Origin of the sequence: Paenibacillus sp. MER 180, assembly GCF_023713665.1 — a bacterium.
In the GTDB taxonomy this organism is placed as follows: domain Bacteria; phylum Bacillota; class Bacilli; order Paenibacillales; family Paenibacillaceae; genus Paenibacillus_B; species Paenibacillus_B suaedae.
In genome coordinates this window covers 20,297-46,064 of the sequence record NZ_JAMAVT010000004.1, presented here as the reverse complement: position 1 = coordinate 46,064, position 25,768 = coordinate 20,297, and the positions used below count along the sequence as shown (strand labels likewise).

Sequence of the window (25,768 nt, the reverse complement as noted above, 5' to 3'; positions counted from 1 at the left end):
CCCATAATATCATCATTTTCTTTTCTAGTACTGGCTATGCTATCATGAAGGTAGAGAATGGATTGAGGTGCATGAAACAATGGATAAATGGATCATTATTGACGGCAACAATATTATTTACCGCGCTTTCTTTGCAATGCCTCCTCTGACGAATGCTCAAGGATTACATACAAATGCTGTATACGGATTCACGACGATGCTTCTTCGCGTTATTGAAGAAGAGAAGCCGACCCACTTGCTGGTTGCATTTGATGCTGGCAAGGAGACATTCAGACATGGAGATTACAAGGACTATAAGGGCGGCCGGGAGAAGACGCCTTCTGAGTTGTCAGAGCAGTTCCCTGTCTTGAAGCAGCTGCTTGATGCGCTTGGCGTGCCTCATTTCGAGATGAGCGGGTACGAGGCGGATGATATTATCGGTACCTTGACTCGTGAAGCGAATGAGCAAGGAATTGAGATGGCGGTTGTGAGCGGGGATAAAGACATGCTCCAGCTTACTTCTGATCAGGTTACGATTCTGCTCACGCGCAAGGGTGTGACGGAGATTGAGAAATATACACCAGCAGCCTTGCAGGAGAAGTATGGCATTGAGCCATTACAAATTATTGATATGAAGGGCCTAATGGGCGATTCCTCGGACAATATTCCGGGTGTGCCCGGTATTGGAGAGAAGACGGCTCTTAAGCTGCTGCATCAATTCGGCAGCGTAGAGAGTGTGCTTGAGCATGTGGACGAGCTGAAGGGCAAGATGAAGGAGAACCTCATTAATCATGCTGAAGACGCACGCATGAGCAAGAAGCTTGCAACGATCTTCCGTGAGGTGCCGCTGGAGAAGAGCCATGAGGAGATGGTGTATCATGGCATTAAGGCGGACACGGCCATTCCGATGCTGCAGAAGCTTGAGTTCAAGTCGATTATTGAGCGTATGGAGAAGATCGGGCTGATCGAGGGCGGCACGGTTGCAGCAGCACCTGCTGATGAAGAGCTGTCTGAGGATAAATTGAACGTGCAGCTCGTGAATGGCGATTTCAGTGGATTGAAGCAGATAATTGCTTCCGCGGATACAATCATCGTGGAAGCGCATGGAGACAATCCACATCAAGCAGAGCTTATTGGTGTCCTTATCGCGGAAGAGGAGTCCAACTGGTTCATGACCCGTGAGGAGCTTCTATCTGACGAGGCACAGTTCGTGCGGGAATGGATTGTGGATCAAGGGAAGCCGAAGAGCGGCTACGATATGCATTATGCGGAATTGGTGCTGCATTGGACAGGCGTTCCCTATGATGGCTCCGCATTCGATGCTCAGCTTGCTTCCTATGTGCTCAACCCGGATGATGCGGCACTGTCCCTTCAAGCGATTGCGGAGAAGTACGGCTTGTCGTCTAGCCCGACGGATGAAGAAGTGTACGGGAAGGGCGCCAAGTTCAAGGTTCCTGAACTTGAGACTGTTGCGCTGCACGCTGCTCGCAAGGGCAAGCTTGTACGCCAGCTGAAGCCTGTGATGGAGCAATTGCTCCAGGAGCAGGAAATGAACCGGCTTTATTTTGACCTGGAGCTTCCATTGTCTCGCGTACTGGCGCAGATGGAGAAGACCGGCATTCAAGTCGATACAGATGCGCTGAATCAATTAGGTACGCAGTTTACAGAACAAATTGAGACGACAATGAAGCGTATTTACGAGCTCGCGGGTACGGAGTTTAATGTTGGATCGCCGAAGCAGCTTGGTGAGATTCTATTCGATAAGCTCGGACTTCCTGTCATCAAGAAGACGAAGACCGGATATTCCACAGATGCGGAAGTATTGGAGAAGCTGGAGCCTTACCACGAGATCATTCCACTGATTCTGCATTACCGTCAAATGACGAAGCTCCAATCGACGTATATTGAAGGATTACTGAAGGAAGTGCGCAAGGAAACGGGCAATGTCCACACTTACTTCCGTCAGACCATTACAGCGACCGGACGTTTAAGCAGCCAATACCCGAACCTGCAGAATATTCCCGTTCGGCTTGAGGAAGGACGCAAGATTCGTCAGGCGTTTGTTCCTTCGGAGAAGGGATGGCATATCGTTGCTGCCGATTACTCTCAGATTGAGCTTCGTGTATTGGCTCATATCTCGGGAGACGAGAAGCTGAAGGAAGCTTTCCTGCATGACATGGACATTCATACGAAGACCGCGATGGACGTATTCGGTGTATCTCCTGAGCAGGTTGACGCCAACATGCGCCGTTCGGCGAAGGCGGTTAACTTCGGGATTGTATACGGGATTAGTGATTACGGACTGTCTCAGAACTTGAATATTACGCGCAAGGAAGCAGCGCAGTTTATCGAGCAGTATTTTGCTGTATTCCAAGGCGTTAAGCAGTATATGGAAGATATCGTGAAGCTCGCTCGCCAAGACGGCTATGTGAAGACAATGCTGGAGCGCAGACGGTACCTGAAGGATATTCATGCTTCCAACTTCAATCTGCGTTCATTCGCAGAGCGGACGGCGATGAATACTCCGATTCAAGGAACGGCCGCAGATATTATTAAGCTCGCTATGGTTCAGATGGATGCTCGTATGCGCGAAGCGGGGCTGAAGAGCCGCATGCTGCTGCAAGTACACGATGAATTGGTATTCGAGGTTCCAGATGAAGAGATGGAGACGATGTTGAAGCTTGTTCCTGAAGTAATGGAATCGGCTATTGAGCTCTGTGTTCCGCTACGAGCAGATGTAAACAGCGGCGAGAATTGGTATGAAGCGAAGTAGAACGTAAGCCAAGGCGGTGAGCGAGAACGATGTAATAACCGCCAAGCCTACATGAGAGCGGCTTTTTCGGTATAATGAATATATCAAGAGGTGATTGGACATGCCGGAATTGCCGGAAGTAGAAACAGTCAAACAAACATTAAATACATTGGTCGCTGGAAAGCGGATTGAGCGGGTAACGGTTACGCTGCCTCGTATTATCCAGCGGCCGTCAGAAATAGAGCAATTTTGTGATGCATTGAAGGGTCACACGATTGAACGGGTTGAACGCAGGGGCAAGTTCTTGCGGATCCTGCTGGATGGGCTTGTTCTTGTATCCCATCTGCGTATGGAAGGACGCTACGGCGTATATGCTGCTAATGAGCCAGTTGAGAAGCATACGCATGTTATTTTCCATTTCGATGACGGTACTGAGCTGCGTTATAAGGATGTCCGCCAATTCGGTACGATGCATCTATTCGCAGCAGGTGAGGAATGGGAGCAGCCTCCTCTTCATAAGCTGGGAGTAGAACCCTTGTCTCCGGAATTTACCGTCGAACGCTTCGCAGAAGCGATGAGAAGACGACGCAGCTTTATTAAGCCAGTCCTGCTGAATCAGAACATCGTAGTAGGAATCGGAAATATTTATGTGGATGAAGCTCTGTTCAGAGCAGGCATTCACCCGAATCGTGCGGCAGATGAGCTTACGGACGAAGAGTACGCGCTTCTGCATCGCGCGATTATTGATACCCTTAAGGAAGCGGTTGAAGCTGGCGGCTCTTCTATCAAGTCATATGTGAATGGCCAAGGGGAAATGGGGATGTTCCAGCATCAGCTGCAAATGTATGGACGTCAAGGGCAACCTTGTGTTCAATGCGGCAGTATCATTGAGAAGACAGTAGTCGGCGGTCGGGGTACCCATTACTGCCCGGTATGCCAGCATCGTTCTAAGTAATGGAAACCTAGGTAAACTGAAAAGTTGAATAAGCACTCTTATCCACTCTTGCCCATATGATATGGTAAATCGGGATTCCTAAGCTGTGAGTTGTACGCTAGTTTGCACTAGCTTGGGAACTGCCTAGCGGGAGGGAACGGTAGTTGCTTATTCATACAGTATCTTTGTTCATCCTGGCTTTTGCATTGAGTCTGGATAGCTTCGGAGTAGGAATGACCTACGGATTGCGCCGGCTCCGCATCCCTTGGACTTCAATTGCTGTCATTGCATGCTGCTCTGGCCTGGTCATTCTACTGTCGATGCAAGTGGGCAACTTGCTTATTCAGTATGTATCTCCTGCTGTAGCTCAATGGATCGGATCACTTATTCTTGTCGGGATTGGCTGTTGGGCTATCCTGCAGCTGCTTCGCTCATCGCACGATGAGGATGCTCCGTTGGATCAGATAGCAAGCAGTGAAGATGCGGCAGCAGATCAGATGCATATATCAGCAGTTGTTCAATCCTCTTCAGTTTCATCTATTCCGATGGGGGATGAGCCGAAGCAAGTGGTGCGCATTCAATTGAAGAGCCTGGGCGTTGTCATTCAAATATTGAAGACTCCAAGCGCAGCGGACATGGATCGTTCGGGCACCATTAGTGCAATAGAGGCTGCGTGGCTTGGAGTAGCGTTGTCGTTGGATGCATTTGGAGCGGGTATAGGAGCCGCGCTGTTAGGCTATCCTGCACTCATGACCGCGATTGTTATTGCCTTATTCAGCGGCATATTTCTGCGATTCGGCATTCATGTTGGGATTGCATTCGCAGGCGCGCGCTGGATTGGGAAGCTGTCATTTGTGCCAGGACTGATGTTAATTATAATGGGGATTATTAAGCTGCTGACGTAAGCGGCATTATTATAGAATGAGGTGAAGGCATGAACATCGGGTTAACCGGAGGCATTGCTTCCGGCAAGAGCACCGTCTCCCGATTACTAGTGGAGCGAGGCGCTCTGCTGGTTGATGCTGATAAGATTGCCAGGGAAGTCGTTCTCCCTGGCAGTCCCGTGTTGGAACAAATTGCGGTGCATTTCGGATCGGACATGCTGCTTGCGGACGGAACGCTCAATCGGAAGCGATTAGGGGAGGTTGTCTTTGCAGACGAGACAAGTCGCAAAGCGTTAGAAAGCATCACCCACCCGGCTATCCGGAAGGAAATCCAGCGTCAAATGCATCAATATGAGACGGACTATCCAGAACGTCTTGTTGTCGTTGATATTCCGCTCCTGTATGAGTCAGGTCTAAGCGAGATGTTCGATTCGATATTGGTAGTGTATGTTCCAAAAAGTGTTCAATTACAGCGTCTAATGGAACGGGACGGTTGGAGCGAGCGCGAAGCTGAACAGAGGCTGAATGCTCAGTGGAGTATGGAGAAAAAGCGAGAGCTGGCGGACATTATTATCGACAATAGCAGTTCGCTGGAAGATACGATCAAGCAGCTCGACCATTTCTGGTCGGAGAAAGGCTTGCCATGAATCGTATGATGAAAATGCTCCGCAAAAAGAGAGTGCTATTGCTGTTGTTTGTGGGCATGCTGTTCTTGCTGTTCGTTCAGTCGCAATGGCTGGGGAGATGGATGTACCCGATTGCATATGAAGACGAGATCCGCAAATATGCAGCTCAATATGATGTAGATCCTCTGCTTGTGGCTGCTATCATTCGAGTGGAGACGAACTTCCAAGCGGGGCGCGAATCTCGCAAGGGAGCGATTGGAGTCATGCAGCTGATGCCGGAAACGGCCACATGGGCGATGGAGCAGCTGAAGATGAATAATCGTTGGTCTTTGGACGAGTTGAAAAATACGGCCGACCCCAATATTCTTATTGGAACATGGTATCTAAAATCGCTGCATAAGCAATTCAATGAGAATTGGATCGCGGCGATCGCTGCTTACAACGCGGGTCCCGGCAATGTGAACAAATGGATTCGCAACAAAGTATGGGACGGCAGCTATGACACAGCCAAGCAGCAAATTCCATATGGGGAAACAAAGTTGTACGTACAGCGTGTTATCCATTATTATGATAAGTATAAAAACATCTATCCGAAAATAAAGTAGAATGAAGAAGAAGCATCGGACAAGCCGATACCGTTATCGCGCATGATGTCCGACGCTTCTTCCGTCATTATTTGTATTGACCTGCAAGAGATTGTTCAGCGATTTGGACAAGGCGCTTCGTGATGTAACCCCCGATAGAACCCGTGTCACGAGTTGCCATGTTGCCATAGTATCCGTCAGATGGGATGGCAATGCCCAACTCTTGTGCGATCTCGAACTTCATTTGTTCAAGAGCTGCTGTCGCTTGAGGTACGACCAAGTTGTTGCTGGAACGATTGTTTTGGCTCATTTGATTCACCTCCTTGCGGTTGGTAATTGTATTGTGTGCATTCTTTCAAAGATCATTACAGGTAACCACTGGTAACTTTTTAAAAAGTGAATTGTGATAAACATCAAGAGTAGAACGGAGGAACGAAAATGAAGTGTCCTTATTGTGACCACTTAGGAACAAAGGTACTTGATTCTCGTCCAGCGAACGACAATAAGTCTATTCGCCGCAGGCGGGAGTGCGAGCTGTGCAGCAGACGCTTTACTACATTTGAGATGGTGGAGGAGACTCCGCTCATCGTTATTAAGAAGGATGGAAGCAGGGAAGAGTTCAGTAGGGATAAGATGCTGCGCGGACTTATTCGTGCCTGTGAGAAGCGTCCCGTATCTGTGGAACGGCTGGAGATGATTGCTTCGGAGGTCGAGAAGCAGCTGCGCGATACCGCCCATGCGGAGGTAGACAGCCGTGTCATCGGTGATTTCGTCATGGAGCAGCTCTATCCAGTAGATGAAGTTGCTTATGTGCGGTTCGCATCGGTCTATCGTCAGTTCAAGGATATCAGCATGTTTATGAAGGAACTGAATCATCTTCTGTCGAAGAACGCCCTTGGCGAACATCCAGATAAATAATTCATACCAGAACCCCTTAAGCAACATATGCTTGAGGGGTTTGTTATATTTTATAGAGCAATCTATTACTGTGCGGATTGCCAAATAAAAACTCCCTCAACAATTTGAGGGAGAATAGACCGTTAAAAAATAATTCGTCTACGGGTGTCAAGCAGCACGATAGCAAGGAGATCGAAGAGCACCAACGGCAAGATGAAAGGGAAAAATGAAGTGTGTACTTTTCCCGCATGCTTTACGGAGTTGACCTTTAAGTACACTCTCTTTTTATCTACTTTCACGATGGTGCCTGTATATATGTTACCGTTTTTGGCCTTTATCTTTACGAATTTTTTCAAGAACTTTACACTTTTGGAGTAATGGGGGGATAACGTCTTAGAAGTAATCTTCTTAGGTGTGATTTTTTTAGGCATAGAAAGACCTCCTTTTCGCATAATAGCGGAACACACAATGTGCTTAGATATGTTATGCAGGATGTACGAAAAGGGTGTCATAATGTGTCACAATTGTCCTTGATACCATTGTACGAACCCAAGTTTCCAGGATACGTAGTAGCATAACGCGATTCCGCCTAGCAGAAGGAAGAGCAAGGCCCAATCCTTCCATGTAACTCGAAGCTTCACATAATAAGCTCTTCCACGTCGGCCTGTGAATCCCTTCGATATCATGGCGGCAGCTACACGCTCCGACTTGCGGATAGCTGAAGCGAGCAGTGGAATTGCATAACGCTTCCATGCCCGCAGCTTGCTCTTCCAGCCACGCTCCCGTTCTATGCCTCGCATGCGGTGGGCATCCTGTATGATGCGCAGTTCTTCCTTGAAGAAGGGGAGGAAGCGATAGCCTGCCAGAATACCGTATGCCCACTTGGGCGACAGCTTGCACTGCTGCATCAGGCTCAGCATGAAGCGAACAGGATCTGTCGTCAAGATGAAGATGAGCGACAAGGCGGAGAAGATAAGCACTCTGAGTCCGAGTGATATCGCCTGCTGGAACGTGGCCTCTGTAATGATGAACGACCCCCACTGCCATAGAATGGCACTTGAAGCGGGATCGGCAGAACGCGGGAAGACGAGAGCCGTCCACACGTAGCCGATGCCCATAATGAGGAAGGGGCAGAAGCTAAGCAGCCATTTACGCCATGATATGTTCCCTAATAGGAATGTAAATAGAACGATGTAGACAAGTGCTGCAAGCGGTGTAACCGGATCGAACGTCAACGACAGCATAATAACCGCTATAATGATCGCAAGCCCCTTAATGCTTGGATTCCAATCATGGAGTATCAGGATGATCTCCTCCTTCGATACCTGGCGTCTGTGCAAGTAAGCGAGATGCCACTGCGAAGTTCATCGGCATACGCAGATGACACTTCTCCACGAGCTCAGGGTGCTCCCTCCACAGCTTGGTAGGGCTGCCGTCATACCGTATGGAACCTTCATCTAGCACGATAATTCGGTCGGCATAGGTCTGAACCCACTCCATATCATGCGTGATCATCAGGACAGTTGCGCCTGCTTGGGTTCGTGCTTGCAGGGTGTCCATCAGCTGCTTGGATGTATAAGCGTCTTGTCCATATGTCGGCTCATCGCATATCAATAGCTGTTGGCTGTCGGTAAGAACGGAAGCGACACTAAGTCTTCGCTTCTGCCCTTGGCTGATGGAGAAGGGATTGGCATTGGCAACCTTGTTCAAGCGGAAGCGTGTCAAGGCTTCTCCGACATGCTGCTGTACTTCTTCTTCGCTCAGAAGCTGCAAGCGCATCCCGAATGCAAGTTCATCGAACACGGTATCGGTAATGAACTGATGCTCTGGATTCTGGAATACATATCCGATGAAGGCTCTCAGCTCCCGCTCTGCATATCGATGAAGAGGCATGCCATTCAGAATGATTTGACCTTCATCCGGCTGTGTCAATCCAGATAAGAGGGAGGCGAGGGTAGATTTCCCAGCTCCGTTCGGACCGACTAGTGCCACCCATTCCCCTGCGCGCAGAGTAAGGGACACGTGATCGAGGATTACTCTCCCTTTGCGCCGATAGACAAGGTTGTTCGCTTGCAAGACTTCCTCAGGCTTCCGTGGGGAACCGTTAGATTGAGCTGATGTTAGGATGCGCATCACATCCTGCTGTGCGCATTCAGGCAGCGACAGCAGCAGCTTCAAGAGATCTTCGTCTGTGAGTGCAGGGGCTGCGGCGGTGAGACGCTGACGAACAAACTGATCATCATAATTGCTGAAATCGCTAATGTTACTACTATCGTCATCGATGCTGCTATCGCTACTGTTGCTACGATTAAACCACTCACGGATGGATTGCTGCAGTTCCAGCGCTTGCGGAAGCCAGATACCACGTGACTTGGCTTCAGATGCATGATGCTTGAAGTAGGAGACAGGAAGACCGTCAAAGACGAGGGCTCCATCTTCATCCATCACGAGCAGGCGATCCGTCATGCCGATCCAATCGTCCAATTGATGCTCAATGATGAGCAGAGCCATCCCTTCCTTGCATGCCAGTTCTGAAATGAGTACAGCAAATTGGTATCTTGTATACGGATCGAGATTCGATGTGGGCTCATCCAATACAAGCATGTGCACGCGAAGGGCTAGAGCGCAGGCGAGAGCCAGCTTCTGCTTCATGCCTCCCGATAGCTCGTGGATATACGCATGTCGCCATGCGAGTAATCCTACCTTTTCTAATACCTCTTGAATCAAGGATTCCATCTCAGTTCGAGGACAATCCCGATTTTCTAGGCAAAAGGCTATTTCCTCTTCTACACGCAGCATACAGAACTGACTTTCGAAATCTTGAAATACAATTCCGATATGCTGGGCCGCTTCACCGGAATCGTATTGTTCGATTGGCTTGCCATACACGAGGACACTGCCATCGACGAGACTAATTATTGCATGTGGATACAGGCCGGTAAGGCAGAAGGCTAGCGAGCTCTTGCCGCAGCCGCTTGGGCCTAGCAGCAGAACGGTTTCCCCCTCATGCAGGGTGACATTGATGTTGGATAAGACAGGCTCGCCTTCGGTCTCGAAGGCGAGTGTCAGATCAGTGGCTTCCAGTGCAATAAGAGTTCCATGCTCGACGTCACGTTGTATATTCAATTGTGCTGGGTACTTGGAATTGAGAAGCGCTGGGCTTGCCATGTTATCGCTGCCCCTTTGCAATTGGGAAGCTTCTAAGAACTCCTGTATTGGCCAGTGCGTCCGCAATCCATTTGCCAAGCAGACCCGAGAGGAGTGCGCCACTTATACAGCGAACGACGAACATCGCGATGATGAGACCAACAGAGTAGGCCGCATAACCGCTGCGGAAATACCCCCATGCGAAGCTGAATACAGCGGATCCCACCCCAGCCAGCATGAGCACTTTGGTTGAATAATTCCGATATCTTGTAGCGGCAAATACGGCTTCGGCACCCAAACCTTGAATTAGGGCGGATACAATCAAAATAGGCCCTACGGCGTTGCCGATTAATACCTCAATCAGTCCAGCGACTGTCTCTGAGATGACCGCAGCCCCCGGTTTGCGGATAATATAGGTGGCGATGATCGATACGATAAACCAAATGCCGAAGATGACTTCATATCCCATTGGCCCCATAAAGCCAACAAGCACATTGCCTATTTGCAAGAAGAGCAGATAAATGACGGCAAACACAACAGATAATGAACTGAGAACGACGATATCTCGTAATTTCCATTGGCTGTTTCGCGAATTCATGAACATTCCTCTTTTCTTAGAACGATGATCGGATGAGTCCGTTGGGTTTGTAGCTTGCATTTTGGAAATTCTTTATCTTCAGCTGCTACCTTGTGGAAGGGCTGTTGGCTGACATCGTAGTTGTCATCACCACATGGGACTTGTCTGATTTTCTCGCCCGATTAAAGGCATGCTCAAGTGTAGCAAATACTCGCTGTGCATCTCCTTCTAAGCGGCTTGCATAATGAGCGCTCTCATCGAAAGTGCCTTCTTCCTTAGCAAGGCCAATGATCTCATAGATCGTATCCATGTAATCTGCCGTTCCGAGCGGATAGAGCGCAAAATGAGCTGCGACCTTGAGAGGAATCGCTTGATATCGTTCCGCATTCATTCGAATTTCGTCCGTACTCATGAAGGCATCTCCTTGTGTGTCGCCCGGACAGCCAACAGAGAACGTAGCATTCAGCACAACATGTTCTCCACTTGCCGCGCTATGTAAAAAAATTGACTGAACGACATCGAATACATGTTCACTGCGCCCACGAACCCAGGTGCTGACATCATCGGTATGGCACCATACCTTAGACATGTCTGTGTCTCGCAACGCTCCTAAAATAAGTTCAACAAAGCGATCGCTCATCGGATAGATGGAAAAGCGACAACCAACGATGCGGCTCGTACCGCAAGATAACTGACTCATAACTTATATCCTCCCTGACGAATCAAATTGTGGTCAGCAGACAACAAAAAAACTGCACCGTGAGTCGGTGCAGTTACGCTTGAGGATACAAGGGTATGACATGGCTTCATGCAATGACGAACATGATGAAGCCGCAGCTTATATCAATCAGTCGACTACACTTCCCCACGCTAGTATTATCTAGTTCGGGTTATAAGGGTTAACAGCGTTGCCGCTGTCTCTCAGCTTGTTACAGCACCCCTAGTGTTCGAAATTCACTATGCAGTTGTTCCATCGTTCATATGCTTGACAGCTTTCATTATACACGGGATGATCCGTTTGTAAAGGGTGTAACACCAAAAGGAATACTTCAAACTGGAGCTTAATATTGCAATGGGCTAGATCCGGGCATGCAAACGATCCGTGGTATCGAAGCCTGAAGGTGATGCCCGACATCGTGAAGGAACTCTAGTCCTCCGTAATAGTCAACGTGATTTGAAACAAGGTATGGTAACACTGATCCTGCGTTAGTTCAATCGTGCCATCATGGAGCGTTATGATTTTTTTGCAAATGGCGAGACCTAAGCCTGTACTGTCTTTAATCGGGCCATCGCCGCGGATGAATTCTTCGAAAATATGTTCCTTGATCGGCTCCTGAACGCCGATACCGTCGTCTCCGATCCACAGTATAACGTTTCCTTCTTGTCGTGCACATGAGACATAGAGCACCGTTCCCGCTGGATTATATCGCAGTGCATTGCTAATTAAGTTGGTGATGACGCGACTCATATGAATCTTGTCCATCTTGACATAGAGCGGTTCTTCCGGGATATGTGCTTCAAGCTCAAATCCCTTCTCTTCTATTTCCGGATAAAATTCCACCACGAGCTGCTGGAACCATTTCGTAACGTTCACTTTCTCTTTGCTCAATTCCGTATGCTTGTCATCCAGCTTCGCCAGTTCAAATAAATCTTTGATCAGATTGGCCATATAAGCTGACTTATCGTAAATGTATTGAATATATTTGCGGGTATCTTTGTCTTCCAGTGCCTGATTGTCCAACAGAAGCTGCGAATAACCGTAAATTGAAGTAATCGGCGTCTTCAAATCATGCGATAGATGCAGCAGCATGTTTCGCTTATTGTTCTCGGCGGCTTCCTTCTCAGCAGAAGTGCGCTGCAATCGTTCAGCCATGCCGTTAAACGCATCTTGTATTTCCGCGAATTCCTGTTCGGCTGAATAATGAAGCCGCTTCGTGTAATTGAAGTGCTCCATCTCTTTGATGCCTTCTAAGATTTGCCGCAACGGCTTTTTCACTTGTCTAACCGAATAGCGGGCGTAAAAGTAAAGCAGGATAAATAATAAAATTGCTAATAACGCAGCAAAGATCGTTGTCGCAGTTGATAATTTCAACAAGCGCTCAGGAATTTTCCACAGCAATACATAAGATTCGCCGTTCGGCCCTTTGGCTTGGTATGCATGGTAGGAGATTGCATCATCGTTGCGCTCTACATCCATCTTGGCATACATTTGACCGTCTTCGTAATGCTTGATGTCGTCCTCTTTGTTTCCTTTGACAAAAATGATTTCGCCTGACTCATTCACGATTTCGAACCAACCGCCGTACTTGTCCAGCAAATGCTCGCTAATGTTATGGAAAGGGTATCGATAAATATCCGTTCCATTAATTTTAGCAACGACCAGTTCATCTATATACCGCCTCATAAATAGGTTCGTGCTAAGGAGAGATACAATAATCGCTGCTATCATCAGGACGCAGATCACTGCATAATTTCGAAAAAATACCCGTTTCAAGGGACGTCGACCGGAGAGATTATTTGCTTTTTTCAAAACGGTAGCCTAACCCCCTAATCGTAATGAGGTGGATAGGCTTTCTCGGATTATCCTCAATTTTCTCACGGATTTTGCTTATGTACACCATAATTAAATTTTCGTCTCCGATGTATTCCTCGCCCCACACCTGCTCGTAAATATGCGCTTTGGTCAATACTCTGCCAGCCTCTCTCATAAGAAGCTCCACAATCTTGAATTCGTATGATGTCAATTCTCTTGGGATGCCGGACTTGAACAGTTGGCAGCTCCTTGTATTCAGCCTCACATCTCCGATTTCGATAACTTCCTGCTCCTGCCTATCCACCTTGGCAAAAGAGTCGATTCGCCTGAACAGCGCTTGAACGCGGCTGACGACTTCCAGTGGGTTGAAGGGCTTGCCCACGTAATCGTCCGCCCCTAGCTGCAAGCCGTAGATTTTATCCATATCGTCAGACTTGGCAGAAATAAAGAGAAACGGAATTTGCGAATTCTGCCGTGTTTTTTTGAGTAATTCCAAGCCATCCATTTGCGGCATCATAATATCGGCTATGACCAAATCGATGGACTGCTCCTGCAAGATGGTCATCGCTTCGGCACCGTTCCCGGCTGTAATCGTGGCATAGCCGTGGTTGGTTAAATAGATGGTCAGCAGTTCCCGAATTTCGGCTTCATCATCAATAATAAGTATGGTTTTCATTTGTTGTTCCACCTCTATGTATGCAACAATAACTCCCGATTCACTTGCGGCTAAGCGCAGATGGATCGGGAGTTGTGTTGAATTAGAATAAATTGTCAGCGAACGTAGACAGCATCGCTGCAGCTTCTTGCTTCAGCATCGGCTGCTTGGATCGATAATTGTACGTGCCGTTTTTCCCTTGGACAACTTCAGGCCCAAATAATTGCTTGGCAATGACGAACTGAACGCCTTCGCGCGCCCAGGTATCGGTGGAGCCGCTGAGCTGGGCTTCTTTCGGTCCTGTACCCACATGGTTGAATGCCATACGCCATATAATAGTCGCTGCTTCCTGACGCGTCAACAATTCCTGCGGATGGAATTTGCCGCTCTCAGGCTTCTGAATGACACCAAGCTCATAAGCAGATTGTATTTCTTTAGCAAATGAACTGTCGGATATATCTATGAAAGCAGGCTTGCTCTTGGATGGAGACACCCCGGCCCATCGAATAAACCAACCGATAAACTGTTCCCGGGTAATTGCTTGTGCAGGCTGAAAGCGGTTGTCGCCGCTTCTGTCATCAATGACTTTCAATTGGCGCAAGTGATAGATATACGGAGCATACGGATGGTCGTCATTAACATCCTGATATTGCTGCGGCGCCGCTAATTTTTCGGTCCAACTATCTGATTTCAGGTCGTAATAAAATGCCTTTACCTCGCCGCTGTCATTTAACTTGAATGCAGCTTTTACGCCTTGTTCATCTTGGAAGAGCAGTGGCTCGATTTCATGCAGTATGTGCTCTCCAAACGGATCCTTCACGATAAGCTTGCCATCTTCGGCACGAATCCGAGAGGTCCACATCCGATTTCGCAAATCGCTGTACATTCCCTCAAATTTTTCCAATGATCGTGTTGCTCGCTCATGAGGAGCCTGGGCGCCTTCTTTCTTCGGGTAATAATGATCCATGAATGCTTCCAACAAATCCTTGCGGAACTCAACATCTTTATTTACAGTAACGAAAATGCCGACCTTCTCATCAGGAATCAACCACATATTGCTGTGATACCCGGCCATGTCCCCGGATTTCTCAATGAGATAACGTCCGTTGTATTGCTGCTGATTGGCGTATTCGAATCCGTAGGCCATGTTCGGCAGCTTCTCATGCACGGCGAGCTGAGGCTTATGCATTTCTGCTGCTGTTTCTGTCTTAAGAATCGTTGCATCACCCAGCTTGCCGCCGTTTAGATGGGCGAGCATAAAGTTGGCCATATCAGCACCAGTAGAGAACATGCCGCCCCCTGGAAGCTCTGTCGGTACCGTTGCGTAAGTGGGAATTGCTTCTCCCATCACGTTATATGGAACGGCCAAGTGTTTCGTAATGTTCGAGGTTACGCGGAAATCGCTGTTTGTCATACCTAGCGGTTTAAAAACATGCTCCTGCACGTATGTGCCAAATGGCTGTTTGCTCACTTGCTCTACGATGTAACCTTGAATCGTAAAGCCTAGATTGTCATAGCGGTAGTACTGGCCAGGCTTGCGGATCACTGTAGGCGTATTGTCCGATACATATTGCTTGATAGATGCTTCTCTAGTTAAATCGTCGGTAGATAATTCGGAGCCGTCCCCGAATTCGAATCCGGTCGAATTCGTCATTAAATGCTTCGTGGTTAGGGGAGTGCCAGTCTTATTTGGAATTTTAATATCTCCCAGGTATGCAGACACATCTTTGTTCAAATCGATTTTACCCTGCTCTGCCAATTGCATCACGGCCGTAGCGGTGATCACCTTGGAAATCGAAGCGACGCGGAATACGGTTCGATCCGGATCGACTGGCAGCTTTTTATCCACATCTGCATAGCCGTAACCTTTCTTCAACAGCACCTTGTCACCCTTGACGACGACAAACGCAGCTCCTGCCATACTGTCCTTAATTTCAGGACGGCTAAAAAATTCATCAGCAAATTGCTCAACTTCTTTTGGGTCTTGGGGTCCTATGTTTACGGGCGCAGCTGCCGATACTTTCGATAATGTACCCGTACCGCTGAGCAAGCCGGTTACCACGGTGAAGGTCAGTGCAATGGCCGTCACGCGCTTGGAAAATATATTCATTGTTTTGCTCTCTCCTCTGTATCATTTTCGTGCATCATCAGAATATAGGAGCAAACTTAATCCAGATTCTATGTAACCTTAATGTAAAGTGAAATTTTCGATGAACAACAGAATCTTAGGGGAGGGGACATGGGATGCAAGATTCTATTGGGAGGATCAATGTTTGGTAAGCGGGAAAATGCAACAAAAAAACGGCATTCTCTGCCGTTTTGATCACATAATTGGTGGGTTCTGAGGGGTTCGAACCCTCGACCTGATGATTAAGAGTCAACTGCTCTACCAACTGAGCTAAGAACCCGTATGATAACTGGGTTCAAGGGGGATTGAAGCATCCCGATTGAACGAAGCTATTTAAGAAGTGCCTTGTTCCTTAATACCCCTTAAGTATAGACCTCTACAGGCGATTCGTAAAATAGAATTAAGGGGGTTATCCGTGGATATTCAAGGATATTCCCTTCTCTGCTACGGGTGTAGTATGACTCTGTTAGGAATACTTCCATTTCCCGTATCATGCGATAAGGAGCAGGGATTTAATTCTCTACTCCTTACCGTACATGTTTACATTTGGGTGTTAAGATGTTTTTTCAGTTACCGAAATTGTTGAGGGCTGCTTATTTGAAATTTAGGTGCGGCGCATATAAGCCCGAACGGTGAGTGGAGCGAAGATGGCTACAATGACCATAGCGCACAGGAGAGTGAGGCCAAATTCAATGCCGATCGTACCTTGATTGGCGAGCTCACGTACAGCACTTACTAAATGAGTGATTGGGTTTATATTAGCAAACCATTGAAGCCAATCTGGCATCGTATTGACCGGTACGTACGCATTAGAGAGGAAGGTGAGCGGGAACAGCACCATCATGGCAATCCCTTGTACGCTTGCGGCTGTACGAGCAATGACGCCGAAAAAGGCAAAAATCCAGCTGACTGCCCAAGAGCACGCAATGACAAGCAAGCCGGCGATTGCGACATAACCTAGGCCTCCGGCTGGGTGATAGCCCATCAAGTAGCCCATCACAAAGGTGAGTACGGTCGCAATGGCAAAACGGATCGTATCTGCCAGAAGGGCTCCCGCCAAAGGCGCAATACGCGCGATCGGAAGTGACTTGAAGCGGTCGAATACGCCCTTATCCATATCTTCACGCAATTGGACACCAGTGGCGACGGCACTCGTGATGACCGTCTGAACAAGAATGCCGGGGATAATGATCGGTAAGTAATCATGTACATTTCCTGAGATTGCCCCGCCAAATATATAGGTGAACATGAGGGTAAACAAAATGGGCTGAATGGTTACATCGAACAATTGCTCGGGGGTACGCTTTATTTTGAGCAGCCCACGATAGGCCATTGTCATTGAATTACGCAGTGACTGACCGAAGCTGGCATAGTTTTTTAACTGCTGGTTTGGGTTCTTATTTACGGTTGCATTACTCATACTCGTGCCTCCTCTCTAACGTTCATGCGTTCGGTATTGTGGATCGCGTTCGTGTTCTCTATCGCACTCGCAGAGCTGTTCCCGGTGATGGTTAGAAATACTTCGTCAAGGGTAGGTTTCTGTACGCTGATTTCGGCAAGTCGAATTTCTTTGTTGCGCAGAGCGATCAACAGGTCGGTTACTTGGTCGGCGTCGGCCATCGGTGCAGTGATGGTTCCAGCTTCGGCGGTTACATTGGAGCGGACTTGAAGTACTTGATCTACGATTGCACGCGCATCGGCGATATCTTTTTCATGTTGGAGTCTTACATGCAGCGACGACGTTCCAACGGAAGCCTTCAGTTCATCCACTGTGCCTTCTGCGACAACTTGGCCGCGGTCGATAACCGCGATACGATCTGCCAACTGATCGGCTTCATCGAGGTACTGTGTGGTGAGGAGCACGGTTGAGCCTGTATCGACTAAACGGCGAATCGTATCCCACATCTGTGAGCGCGTACGCGGATCCAGCCCTGTTGTCGGTTCATCCAAAAAGATGAGCGGAGGCTGAGCAATGAGACTCGCAGCCAAATCCAGCCTGCGGCGCATGCCTCCTGAGAAGCTCTTGAGCGGTCGCTTGGCTGCCTCTGACAAGCCAAACTCCTCTAACAAGTCAGCAGCCTTGCGCCGCGCTTCCGCACGACCTAGACCGAGCAGCCGCGAGAAGATAATGAGGTTCTCGGTCGCGCTTAGGGACTCGTCAACCGATGCGTATTGTCCTGTGACCCCAATTAATTGACGGACGATATGGGATTCCTTCACGACATCGTGTCCGAAGATCCGTGCCTCGCCAGCATCCTGACGCAATAAAGTAGCTAACATTCGAATCGTCGTCGTTTTCCCTGCTCCATTTGGACCCAGCACGCCGTATATCGAACCAGCGCGAACGTTCAAGTCTACGCCATCGACAGCGCGATTGTCTCCGAATGTTTTGACGAGCCCACGGGCTTGAACAGCCCATTCACTGCTGCTCGAACCTGCTATGTTGAAATTATTGTTCATTTCCATTTCTCCTTACTTCAAGATGGAATGTATGCACTCGTTTTTTAGTCTATTTGCATTGTAAAAGTAATTTACAGCCTGATAAACCTTCTGTGGAATGGTTTTCCAGTCAGTCTGTAGACCGATAAACAACGGCGTAAGATGAAGCCTTGTTATGAGCACAAAGAAACACGCCTAACCAACAGCGTGTTATCTAGGATAAATGTTATTCAATAAGGATGTAGATAATGAATGGTTTAGTGTGCTTGTGTTCGGTATATGCTTGATACGAGCGTATGTCCTAGAATGATGTTCGCAATGATGATGATATGATCATTTTGGAGGAGGTATGTATAGACTTCGGGAAGATTGTCATTTGAGAGACTTAATCCAAGAAGTGCTCCTATACCTCCAAAACAACCAATTGGGATGCCAATGATGTAGACGAAGTTATACTCAAGGGTGTGCTTCGAGGGGGAAGAAAAGGGGATATCTTCGTTAGAGAATACAATGATATCCATTTCGGGTCAATTGAAAATGAAATCGATCAAAGAAAAAACACGACCTAACGAATCATGGGATTTGTACGGTTTAATGAAAAAGAAAGATAAATAGAGAAATAAGAAGGAATGATGTCTAAGTGCTTCCTATTGCTATGAAATTGTTAAAAAGAAGTAGAAAATAATCTACCAAGGCCGATAATAGGAATTTGCAGGAAATTGTGTTGAGGTAGTATAATGGTTTGGCATACAAAAATATGGGGCCATAGCTCAGCTGGGAGAGCGCATCGCTGGCAGCGATGAGGTCAGGGGTTCGATCCCCCTTGGCTCCACCAAATAAATAATAAATGCAGCCGATTGGCTGCTTTTTTATTTTGGTGGATTGCAAAAGGGGGCGAACCCCGGGTTCGTCCGCGCGCAAGGAGCCGAAGGCGATAGAGCACGGCGTCCCATTCCACCCCTAAGGTAGTCTTCGTTGAGTAAGCTTCGACAGAAAGAACAATCAGGAATGGGACATCCCATAAAGGATGGAGTGAGCATTGCGAGCGTAATCACCTTGGCTCCACCAAATAAATAATAAATGCAGCCGATTGGCTTTGATAGGAGGATGTGTTATCAAAAAGCTTTTACTTAAGAGATTGCCATTGATCTCACTGGGAGTTATGGCTTATATACTGACAAAATACGCGCAGAACCATCAGGATTGGGCAGAAAAATACAGTAAGTCTGTATATCCGATATTGTCAAAAACAGTAGGATTTGTACCTTCTTGGGTCAAATTTTCTGTCAGTGAATGGCTCGTAGTGTTGGTTGTGTTACTTTTTCTATTTTATATAGGTTATTATGTGCGCAAGGTTATCATGAGTAAAGGTGCACGTAGGATGGTAGTTTATCGTGGTACTCTAGGAATAGTTGCAATCTGTAGCGTGATATATTTTTGCTATACTGTTTTGGGTGGAATAAACTATCACAGATATTCTTTTTTGTCCTATACCGAATATCAAGAGGGAAACTACAGCGAGGACGAACTAGTGAAATTGTGTAAGTCACTTGCTGTTGAAATGGAATTGGCAAGGGAAAAGTTAGAGGATACTGCTCTTTTGGCTCAAGTACCAGATAATTTTAATTATTATGCACAACACGCAGTGCTGTCGATGCAAATGTTATCAAAGAAATATCCTGTTTTGGAGCATTCTTTATATTCAACACCAAAACCAGTGGTGATGTCAAAACTAATGTCGCGTGCAGGGATACACGGTATTTTTGTCCCTTTTACTTTTGAATCCAATATTAATGTTAATGTGCCAGTTTTCTTAGTGCCTGCTACTATGGCACATGAATTGGCACATCAGAGTGGTTTTATGCATGAGGATGAGGCAAATTTTATAGCTTATCTGGCATGTAAGCAGCAGGATGATCCAATGATACTCTACAGTGGTTTTTTTCTAGCGTTTGATTATTCTATATCAGCACTAAAGAAAGTTGATTCAGATCAGGCGTCTGATATAATGTCCAGTCTGTCCAAGGCGGTGCAGCATGACATAGTACAAAATGAGCAGTATCGGGATAAGTATGAGGGTGTTATTTCGAGTATTTCAAGAATTGTAAATGACTTATATCTGAAGGCGAATAATCAGACAGACGGTTTGAATAGCTATAGTGGTATGGTAAATTTGTTGCTGGCAGAGCAGCGAGGAATAGAGAAGTATCATTAAATAAAGTATAGATATTATTAGGAGTGAGTGAAATAAACAAAATAAAAGTATTTCCCATTCCATATGCTGGAGCGTCGGTAAATGTATATTGTGAATGGAAAAAACTACTGCCGGATAGATATGAAGATCGATAAAGATGTAATTTATCAATAAGTGTGATAAGATCATTCTGGGAATTCCGTCCAATAATATATTTTAGGAGGTTTAAAATGAAGAAAAAGCAGGTCATTGTTGTATCACTTGTTTTTGCTCTTACCTCTTTGTTAATTGGGGGAGCATTTGCTAGTGGGAAAATTTCAATTGTTGTAAACGGTCGAACAGTACCTACTGACGTTTCGCCTCGCAATGTTGATGGAAGAGTCATGGTTCCTATTAGTACGATTTCTAAGGCATTAGGTGCTGATGTGACTTGGGATTCTAAAAAACAAACAGTAATTATTAATCAGAAAAGCGGAACTTCGGTTTCTACTCCTGATCTATGGAATGAAAAATTAAATCTGACTGGGGGACAATGGGCAGACATCGTATCTTTGATTAATAAGTATTTCGTTACATATGATTCAAGGGATGAAGAAGCTTGGAAAAAAACAATAGCCTCTAGTTACTTGAATAACGGTTCAATCGAACTACCAGGAGGAGGAGTATATCCTTCCATTCTAGAGTTGAAAATAGTAGATGCTAAAAAAATAGTAGATGCTAAAAGAAAAGGGGAAGGTAGGAGCGATGGAGACCAATACAAAGTACGTGTAAAAATAGTTCATTACATGAACTTATCCACACCATTTGTGGCTGAATGGGACTTTGATGTAGCTCCATATATGAGCAAGGGATACCTAATAGATTATGCAAACATAATCAGTGATACCCAATTAAAGAATTATACCGTTTTCCCTGGTTTAACATTCCAAGATGTTTCTGAATAAATATTATATTTATGATATGTAATGAACCCCATAGCTTATCGGGAAATTTCCTATAAGCTATGGGGTTTCCTTTATTTCAGCGTAGTTTCGCTAGTTATTTCTGATAGATTTGGAGCATTTCGTCGCATTGTACAAACTAAAGGATGTGAATCACTTATAGTTCCGCAGGAAAAGATATCGCCAAAAGTCAGACGATCCCTCCGAAGTGATGGATCAATGGATGAACAGTCCGGGACGGCGTGCCACCATTCATATACAAAACAGCTACCATGTATCAATATCTAGTTAAGTTAATTTCAGGATGTTTCTGCTGAATTTCGTTCATTTTATTATCGGTGATTCCTTTTAAATTTTTATCAAAGAAGCTCAGTGACAATTCGTTAATCAATTGAAAAATCGCGGGTACATCAGCTCCTGGTTCATTAATGATCGACGAAACGGCTGCTAAGTCAGTGAAACTGCCATGATTCGTTTTAGGAATTATCGCAGTATACACGCCAGGTTTTTCAATGGTTTGATTTCTCAGGTAGGCCTCCACAAACAATTCATCCCGATTTCCTGGTTCCCGGCCAATTGCCTCTTTCATGAACCTAATCGAAGCCTCGGCATTCATCAGCATAAACGGCTTTCCAGGGCCATCTTTCGGCATAGGGTCACCATACAATCCGCCATCCATATCAATGGCAGCTTTGATTCTAGCATCCTTTACCAACATTTGAGCTTAAGTGGCACCACCAAAAGAATGACCTAACATACCAATACGGTCATAGTCTATTAACTTAGCGATCGGCTTAAATTTATCGTCAAAATCTGCTTTGATTACTTCATCTAGCACAAATGCGGCATCCTGCTCCCAAAGTTTAATCCGATTGTTTAAAAAAGTGATTGTATTTTCAATAGGTGTAAAATCAACCCGATCTCCATCCGGGAAAACTGTTGTTGCCGCATCGCCTGTAAAGTTAAGAGCAACGATTACATAACCATGACTCGCCAGCTCTTCCAACTGAAAGGTGTTTTGTTGACTGTATAGGCTCATACCATGTGCAAACAATAACAGTGGGAATTTCTTTGTTGCTTGTAAGGGTGTGGCGTCTGTAAACGAATGGGTTTCAGTCAATCCCAAATGAGTGGTTGCGATATAAGGGAATCCCTGTGTAGCTGATATTTGTTTAGTTAATGCATCAATATTCTTATTATAAGGAGCAGGAGAGCCTGCTCCTTTTTCGGCTGGATAATAAACCTGTACCATCAATTCACGATATACTTGACTATTTGGAACAACAAATTCTTTTCGATTCTGATCAACAAGATGAAAGGCTTGCGTACCTACCGCATATTCTCCCGTAGGCTTTGGAAATGTGAGCAGGGGAAAAATCGTCGGTAAAGAAATCATGGCAGCCGCCGCGGCAACAATACCTGCCCCTTTTAAAATTCTCACTCCTCTTTTTTTTGATACATTCGTGTTGCGTGGTTTGATAAAAACCTGCAGGGTCAAAAGCACTGTTACGATATAAGCTGGTATCAAGCGCCAGTTGACCCCGACTGCAAGGTTAGTTGCAAATAAGGCTATATAAGTTACCGATAAAATGATGACATTATACTTGGTAACACCACGCTGCTTAAAAAGCAACAAGATGCTTGATACGATCAGTAGAGCTACAAAAATAAACTCTAAGTTTCTCATCATAGAACCTCCATTTCATATACATACATTTGAATGTATGTGGGTAAATTTTTTTACATTCATTTGAATGTAAAATGAAAAAATAATAAACTACATTGAGTAGTTTATTGTTCCTGTACGTTATCAAACAACTCCAGAAAAACATTTTTCAATTCTTCATTGACTATTGGCATGCCAATTCTTTCAAACATTAGGGCGATATGCTCAATTTTCTGAACAAATTCCTCGCGGCTGACATGAAAGATTCCTGGATTCATCCAGATATCAAAAAGCATTGTAAAAATTTCTGCTGTTTGCTTTGGATACGCAACTTGGATCGAACCGTCTTTATTACCTTCTTCAATGACTTTGTGAATGCCTGGCGCAACAACTCTCATACCTTCTGTAATCCGACTAAAAACAAACTCAGCTGAAATCATTTCGCGAGAAATGGTCGATTGGTCACCGTTTTTTATACTTTGTAGAATCGAATATTTGATTCCTTGTCTTAAACGATCTAAGGCATTTAAGTTTTCTAAATCATCAATATTATTAAAAACATCTTGCTGGATCATCATCTCTTTGGTAACGGACTGAATGATGTCTGAGATTGATTTGAAATGATGATAGAAAGCACCTCGAGTAATGTCTCCTACATCATCTACAATATCCTGAATCGTTACATTGTTCCAACCTTTAAGCGTAAATAGTCTAACTGCAGATTCCATAATTCTTTTTCGTGTAATTTCCGGAAATTTATTTCTGGCCATTTTATTTCTCCTACACATACATTTAAATGTATCTAAATGATAAGCGAAGCCATCAGCTATGTCAACTTGGGCCCTATAGAGAACCAAACACGCCAATATGGCATGTACAACAGGCACATAGTGGGAGCTCATCTCCTCAGACGCGATAATCATTTGTGACCTAAGGCGAATCACGCGGATACCGTTATGTCCAAGATTTCCCGACAGATGGCGGGACATACGCCGAAATAGATTCGCTCCTTCGCGAGTGAAAGCGCGAGCAATCAATCTTTGGATTTTGCTGTCAAAGGGTATCGGCATCAATTTGCCCAAACGGATAAACCCCTGAATGAATAAGATATTACAGGGAGATGACTCTTTTCTTAATATCTAAACTTATTAAAGGGAGAATATGTATGATTCGTAAATATTCGACTGGACCGCTAAATAATCTAACGGAGAAAGACAAGATTGTATCTAAAGATATTGCTGTGAACTCGATAAACCAGCATCAACATAAAAATGCTAGAGTAAGAATCAAAGTGTTTGCATTAAACGGAAAGAAGAAATTGATTCATAACGTTGTATTTACTGTGAAACCGAATGCATCCACATTCAATAGCTTTTTTGTGGGAAATACGAAACAGTATGAAGTTCAATTTATTACAAATCAATCGAAAGTTCAATTTGCATCGTTTGGGATTAGTCCGAAAGATCGTTATGTTGCCGCACATCGAGTAATTAACAGTGAATTAACAAGAATCTTATGAGGATGACTTCTCATAATTTCTATTGATCTAGGTGCTATCTTGAAAAGATTCGTTCGCTAAGCCAGTCATTGTTCTTCGCTCAATTTAAACGCCTAAGTGGGGTTTCCAATCTTAGGCGTTGTTCTTTATGTCGGACACATTTCTCCACTTCCTTCAGATAAATTTCAATTTCAACAGTTTACTGCTAATGTCGCTATTGATTCGAAGCAGTATATTCGGGCCCGAAACTGAGCCAATCCACCTGACAAGGTGGTTTTTTTGGTTTTCATCAGAGCACGTTTGTCATCCCAAACATATTATTTATAGATGAACGTCATCAGATGAGGCTTTAAGCAGTACAATTCTGCATGAAATCGGAGTTGAAAAAATGGATAGAAAAAAACAAAATGGGGTTTTCCAGTTCGAATGAGGAATTCAGGGATTTATCGAGGCAAAGGGGTACCTGAAAAAAACAATAAAATTTTTTTCAATAATGAGAAGAATCCCGTAAAGAAAGTATATCAAGATGATCACAGCATACTTAATCATCCGATTGGACCGAGTGCCAACCGATTAATTGGTCAGGGGACAAAAGTTTATGCCAAAGGGAGTATTACTGATGTTCCGGGTATCCTAGTGGGGCACGCAGAGGATAGAAGCGGTCGTACCGGTTGCACGGTTATTTTGTACCCTGAAGGTGCAGTTCCCGGCGTGGATGTTAGAGGCGGCTATCCGGGTACGGAACAGACAGATGCGATTAAACCCGGAACTTCAACGGATCTTATACAGGGGGTTCTTCTTACAGGCGGCAGCAACTTCTTCCCCAGTGCATATTCAAGGTGACGGAGACACTGTATTCTGCATAGCTACTGGAACCGATACCAGCGGGCTTATTGGCAATGCGGCCGTAACCGCAGTCGGCACCGTAGCAGCGGTGGTGCTTGAGCAGGCCATCGTCAGAGGAGTAGAGGCAGCCCAAGCAGAAATTAAACATCAACAAAGTAAGAAGTGAAATGAGGTTTCGATCACTTCCAAACTGTTCGTTCAAACAGCAAAAATGGGCTGAGGACAAGATCCTCAACCCATTTTGTCAAGGTTAACTACTTATTCTGATTAAGTTGAGCTCGCAACACGTCTTGACCTGTTGCAATGGCACCGTCCCTAAGGGCAGTTACGATTCTCCCAAAAACAATATCAACGGGTTGGTTTTCGTCATTTACTGCATCTAGAAGATGTTTGCCGAAGTTGTTAGCGCCGCTTTTTAAAGCAGAGTCAAGGAAACCCTTGAAAAATTCTTTGTGTTTATCAGACATGTATCTCACCCCCTTCCGATA

At 45.6% G+C, this 25,768-nt stretch carries 26 protein-coding genes, 2 tRNA genes and 1 riboswitch; of the genes, 12 read left to right on the top strand and 16 right to left on the bottom strand.

Annotated features, from left to right (window positions below; translation table 11 throughout):
* Positions 1-79 precede the first annotated feature (79 nt).
* From polA to M3661_RS07515, 5 genes are all read left to right on the top strand, one after another.
* Positions 80-2,752, top strand: a complete 2,673-nt coding sequence (gene polA / locus M3661_RS07535; RefSeq protein WP_251483306.1) for a DNA polymerase I — start codon at positions 80-82, stop codon at positions 2,750-2,752.
* Between the two features lie 100 nt (positions 2,753-2,852).
* Positions 2,853-3,686: a DNA-formamidopyrimidine glycosylase gene (gene mutM, locus M3661_RS07530; protein WP_251483304.1), complete on the top strand. Its 834-nt coding sequence runs from the start codon at positions 2,853-2,855 to the stop codon at positions 3,684-3,686.
* Between the two features lie 143 nt (positions 3,687-3,829).
* The gene (locus tag M3661_RS07525; protein WP_065293583.1) at positions 3,830-4,570 is read left to right on the top strand and encodes an MntP/YtaF family protein; all 741 of its coding nucleotides are present in this window, start codon (positions 3,830-3,832) and stop codon (positions 4,568-4,570) included.
* Positions 4,571-4,599: 29 nt separating this feature from the next.
* Positions 4,600-5,196 carry a dephospho-CoA kinase gene (gene coaE / locus M3661_RS07520; protein ID WP_251483302.1) on the top strand — a complete coding sequence of 199 codons (597 nt, stop codon included), beginning with the start codon at positions 4,600-4,602 and terminating at the stop codon, positions 5,194-5,196.
* A complete protein-coding gene (locus tag M3661_RS07515; RefSeq protein ID WP_251483300.1) occupies positions 5,193-5,780 on the top strand; it encodes a lytic transglycosylase domain-containing protein in 588 nt (195 codons plus the stop codon). The genes coaE and M3661_RS07515 overlap by 4 nt, the downstream gene beginning before the upstream one ends.
* A gap of 67 nt (positions 5,781-5,847) precedes the next feature.
* Here the strand turns inward: M3661_RS07515 and M3661_RS07510 are convergent, their stop codons facing one another.
* Complete coding sequence (locus M3661_RS07510; protein WP_021252111.1) at positions 5,848-6,069, bottom strand: alpha/beta-type small acid-soluble spore protein; 222 nt, start codon at positions 6,067-6,069, stop codon at positions 5,848-5,850.
* Between the two features lie 128 nt (positions 6,070-6,197).
* Here M3661_RS07510 and nrdR point away from each other — a divergent pair, with 128 nt between their 5' ends.
* Positions 6,198-6,677: a transcriptional regulator NrdR gene (nrdR, locus tag M3661_RS07505; RefSeq protein ID WP_005551582.1), complete on the top strand. Its 480-nt coding sequence runs from the start codon at positions 6,198-6,200 to the stop codon at positions 6,675-6,677.
* A 122-nt stretch (positions 6,678-6,799) separates the two neighbouring features.
* On the opposite strand, the gene M3661_RS07500 is transcribed toward nrdR, so the two are convergent.
* From M3661_RS07500 to M3661_RS07450, 11 genes are all read right to left on the bottom strand, one after another.
* Positions 6,800-7,087 carry a hypothetical protein gene (locus M3661_RS07500; RefSeq protein ID WP_021252109.1) on the bottom strand — a complete coding sequence of 96 codons (288 nt, stop codon included), beginning with the start codon at positions 7,085-7,087 and terminating at the stop codon, positions 6,800-6,802.
* 87 nt (positions 7,088-7,174) lie between these two features.
* On the bottom strand, positions 7,175-7,960 hold the full coding sequence (locus tag M3661_RS07495; protein ID WP_285852913.1) for an energy-coupling factor transporter transmembrane component T family protein: 786 nt from the start codon (positions 7,958-7,960) through the stop codon (positions 7,175-7,177).
* A complete protein-coding gene (locus tag M3661_RS07490; protein ID WP_251483299.1) occupies positions 7,947-9,824 on the bottom strand; it encodes an ABC transporter ATP-binding protein in 1,878 nt (625 codons plus the stop codon). Before M3661_RS07490 ends, M3661_RS07495 begins: the two co-directional genes overlap by 14 nt.
* A gap of 1 nt (position 9,825) precedes the next feature.
* Positions 9,826-10,401: an ECF transporter S component gene (locus M3661_RS07485; RefSeq protein ID WP_251483298.1), complete on the bottom strand. Its 576-nt coding sequence runs from the start codon at positions 10,399-10,401 to the stop codon at positions 9,826-9,828.
* Between the two features lie 85 nt (positions 10,402-10,486).
* Positions 10,487-11,080 carry a Ykof family thiamine-binding protein gene (locus M3661_RS07480; RefSeq protein WP_251483297.1) on the bottom strand — a complete coding sequence of 198 codons (594 nt, stop codon included), beginning with the start codon at positions 11,078-11,080 and terminating at the stop codon, positions 10,487-10,489.
* 145 nt (positions 11,081-11,225) lie between these two features.
* Positions 11,226-11,332, bottom strand: a riboswitch (TPP riboswitch).
* A 195-nt stretch (positions 11,333-11,527) separates the two neighbouring features.
* Positions 11,528-12,910, bottom strand: coding sequence for a HAMP domain-containing sensor histidine kinase (locus M3661_RS07475; RefSeq protein ID WP_251483296.1), 1,383 nt, complete (start codon positions 12,908-12,910; stop codon positions 11,528-11,530).
* Positions 12,894-13,589, bottom strand: a complete 696-nt coding sequence (locus M3661_RS07470; protein WP_251483295.1) for a response regulator transcription factor — start codon at positions 13,587-13,589, stop codon at positions 12,894-12,896. The genes M3661_RS07475 and M3661_RS07470 overlap by 17 nt, the downstream gene beginning before the upstream one ends.
* Before the next feature lie 82 nt (positions 13,590-13,671).
* The gene (locus M3661_RS07465) at positions 13,672-15,678 is read right to left on the bottom strand and encodes a serine hydrolase domain-containing protein (protein WP_251483294.1); all 2,007 of its coding nucleotides are present in this window, start codon (positions 15,676-15,678) and stop codon (positions 13,672-13,674) included.
* Between the two features lie 222 nt (positions 15,679-15,900).
* Positions 15,901-15,976 (bottom strand) — tRNA-Lys (locus tag M3661_RS07460).
* A 324-nt stretch (positions 15,977-16,300) separates the two neighbouring features.
* On the bottom strand, positions 16,301-17,116 hold the full coding sequence (locus tag M3661_RS07455; RefSeq protein WP_251483293.1) for an ABC transporter permease: 816 nt from the start codon (positions 17,114-17,116) through the stop codon (positions 16,301-16,303).
* Entirely contained in the window at positions 17,113-18,156 is a 1,044-nt protein-coding gene (locus tag M3661_RS07450) for an ATP-binding cassette domain-containing protein (protein WP_251483291.1), read from the bottom strand. The genes M3661_RS07455 and M3661_RS07450 overlap by 4 nt, the downstream gene beginning before the upstream one ends.
* Before the next feature lie 738 nt (positions 18,157-18,894).
* On the opposite strand from M3661_RS07450, the gene M3661_RS07445 reads away from it, so the two are divergent.
* The 3 genes from M3661_RS07445 (at position 18,895) to M3661_RS07435 (ending at position 21,273) form a co-directional block, all read left to right on the top strand.
* A tRNA-Ala gene (locus M3661_RS07445) sits at positions 18,895-18,970 on the top strand.
* 309 nt (positions 18,971-19,279) lie between these two features.
* Positions 19,280-20,350, top strand: a complete 1,071-nt coding sequence (locus tag M3661_RS07440; RefSeq protein WP_311279541.1) for a DUF3810 domain-containing protein — start codon at positions 19,280-19,282, stop codon at positions 20,348-20,350.
* 209 nt (positions 20,351-20,559) lie between these two features.
* Positions 20,560-21,273 carry a copper amine oxidase N-terminal domain-containing protein gene (locus tag M3661_RS07435; protein WP_251483287.1) on the top strand — a complete coding sequence of 238 codons (714 nt, stop codon included), beginning with the start codon at positions 20,560-20,562 and terminating at the stop codon, positions 21,271-21,273.
* Positions 21,274-21,547: 274 nt separating this feature from the next.
* Here M3661_RS07435 and M3661_RS31020 read toward each other — a convergent pair whose 3' ends face one another.
* From M3661_RS31020 to M3661_RS07425, 3 genes are all read right to left on the bottom strand, one after another.
* On the bottom strand, positions 21,548-21,988 hold the full coding sequence (locus M3661_RS31020) for a carboxylic ester hydrolase (protein WP_483874656.1): 441 nt from the start codon (positions 21,986-21,988) through the stop codon (positions 21,548-21,550).
* Positions 21,989-21,994: 6 nt separating this feature from the next.
* Positions 21,995-22,957: an alpha/beta hydrolase family protein gene (locus tag M3661_RS07430; protein WP_483874655.1), complete on the bottom strand. Its 963-nt coding sequence runs from the start codon at positions 22,955-22,957 to the stop codon at positions 21,995-21,997.
* 104 nt (positions 22,958-23,061) lie between these two features.
* A complete protein-coding gene (locus tag M3661_RS07425) occupies positions 23,062-24,018 on the bottom strand; it encodes a TetR/AcrR family transcriptional regulator (RefSeq protein ID WP_251483285.1) in 957 nt (318 codons plus the stop codon).
* A gap of 83 nt (positions 24,019-24,101) precedes the next feature.
* Between M3661_RS07425 and M3661_RS07420 the strand changes: the two genes are divergently transcribed.
* From M3661_RS07420 to M3661_RS07410, 3 genes are all read left to right on the top strand, one after another.
* Positions 24,102-24,455: a hypothetical protein gene (locus tag M3661_RS07420; protein WP_251483283.1), complete on the top strand. Its 354-nt coding sequence runs from the start codon at positions 24,102-24,104 to the stop codon at positions 24,453-24,455.
* A gap of 405 nt (positions 24,456-24,860) precedes the next feature.
* On the top strand, positions 24,861-25,277 hold the full coding sequence (locus tag M3661_RS07415; protein WP_251483281.1) for a P1 family peptidase: 417 nt from the start codon (positions 24,861-24,863) through the stop codon (positions 25,275-25,277).
* Positions 25,261-25,446, top strand: a complete 186-nt coding sequence (locus tag M3661_RS07410) for a hypothetical protein (protein ID WP_251483280.1) — start codon at positions 25,261-25,263, stop codon at positions 25,444-25,446. Before M3661_RS07415 ends, M3661_RS07410 begins: the two co-directional genes overlap by 17 nt.
* Positions 25,447-25,534: 88 nt before the next feature.
* On the opposite strand, the gene M3661_RS07405 is transcribed toward M3661_RS07410, so the two are convergent.
* Positions 25,535-25,747 (bottom strand): hypothetical protein, encoded by a 213-nt coding sequence (locus M3661_RS07405; protein ID WP_142544191.1) that lies wholly within the window; start codon positions 25,745-25,747, stop codon positions 25,535-25,537.
* Between the last annotated feature and the right edge of the window lie 21 nt (positions 25,748-25,768).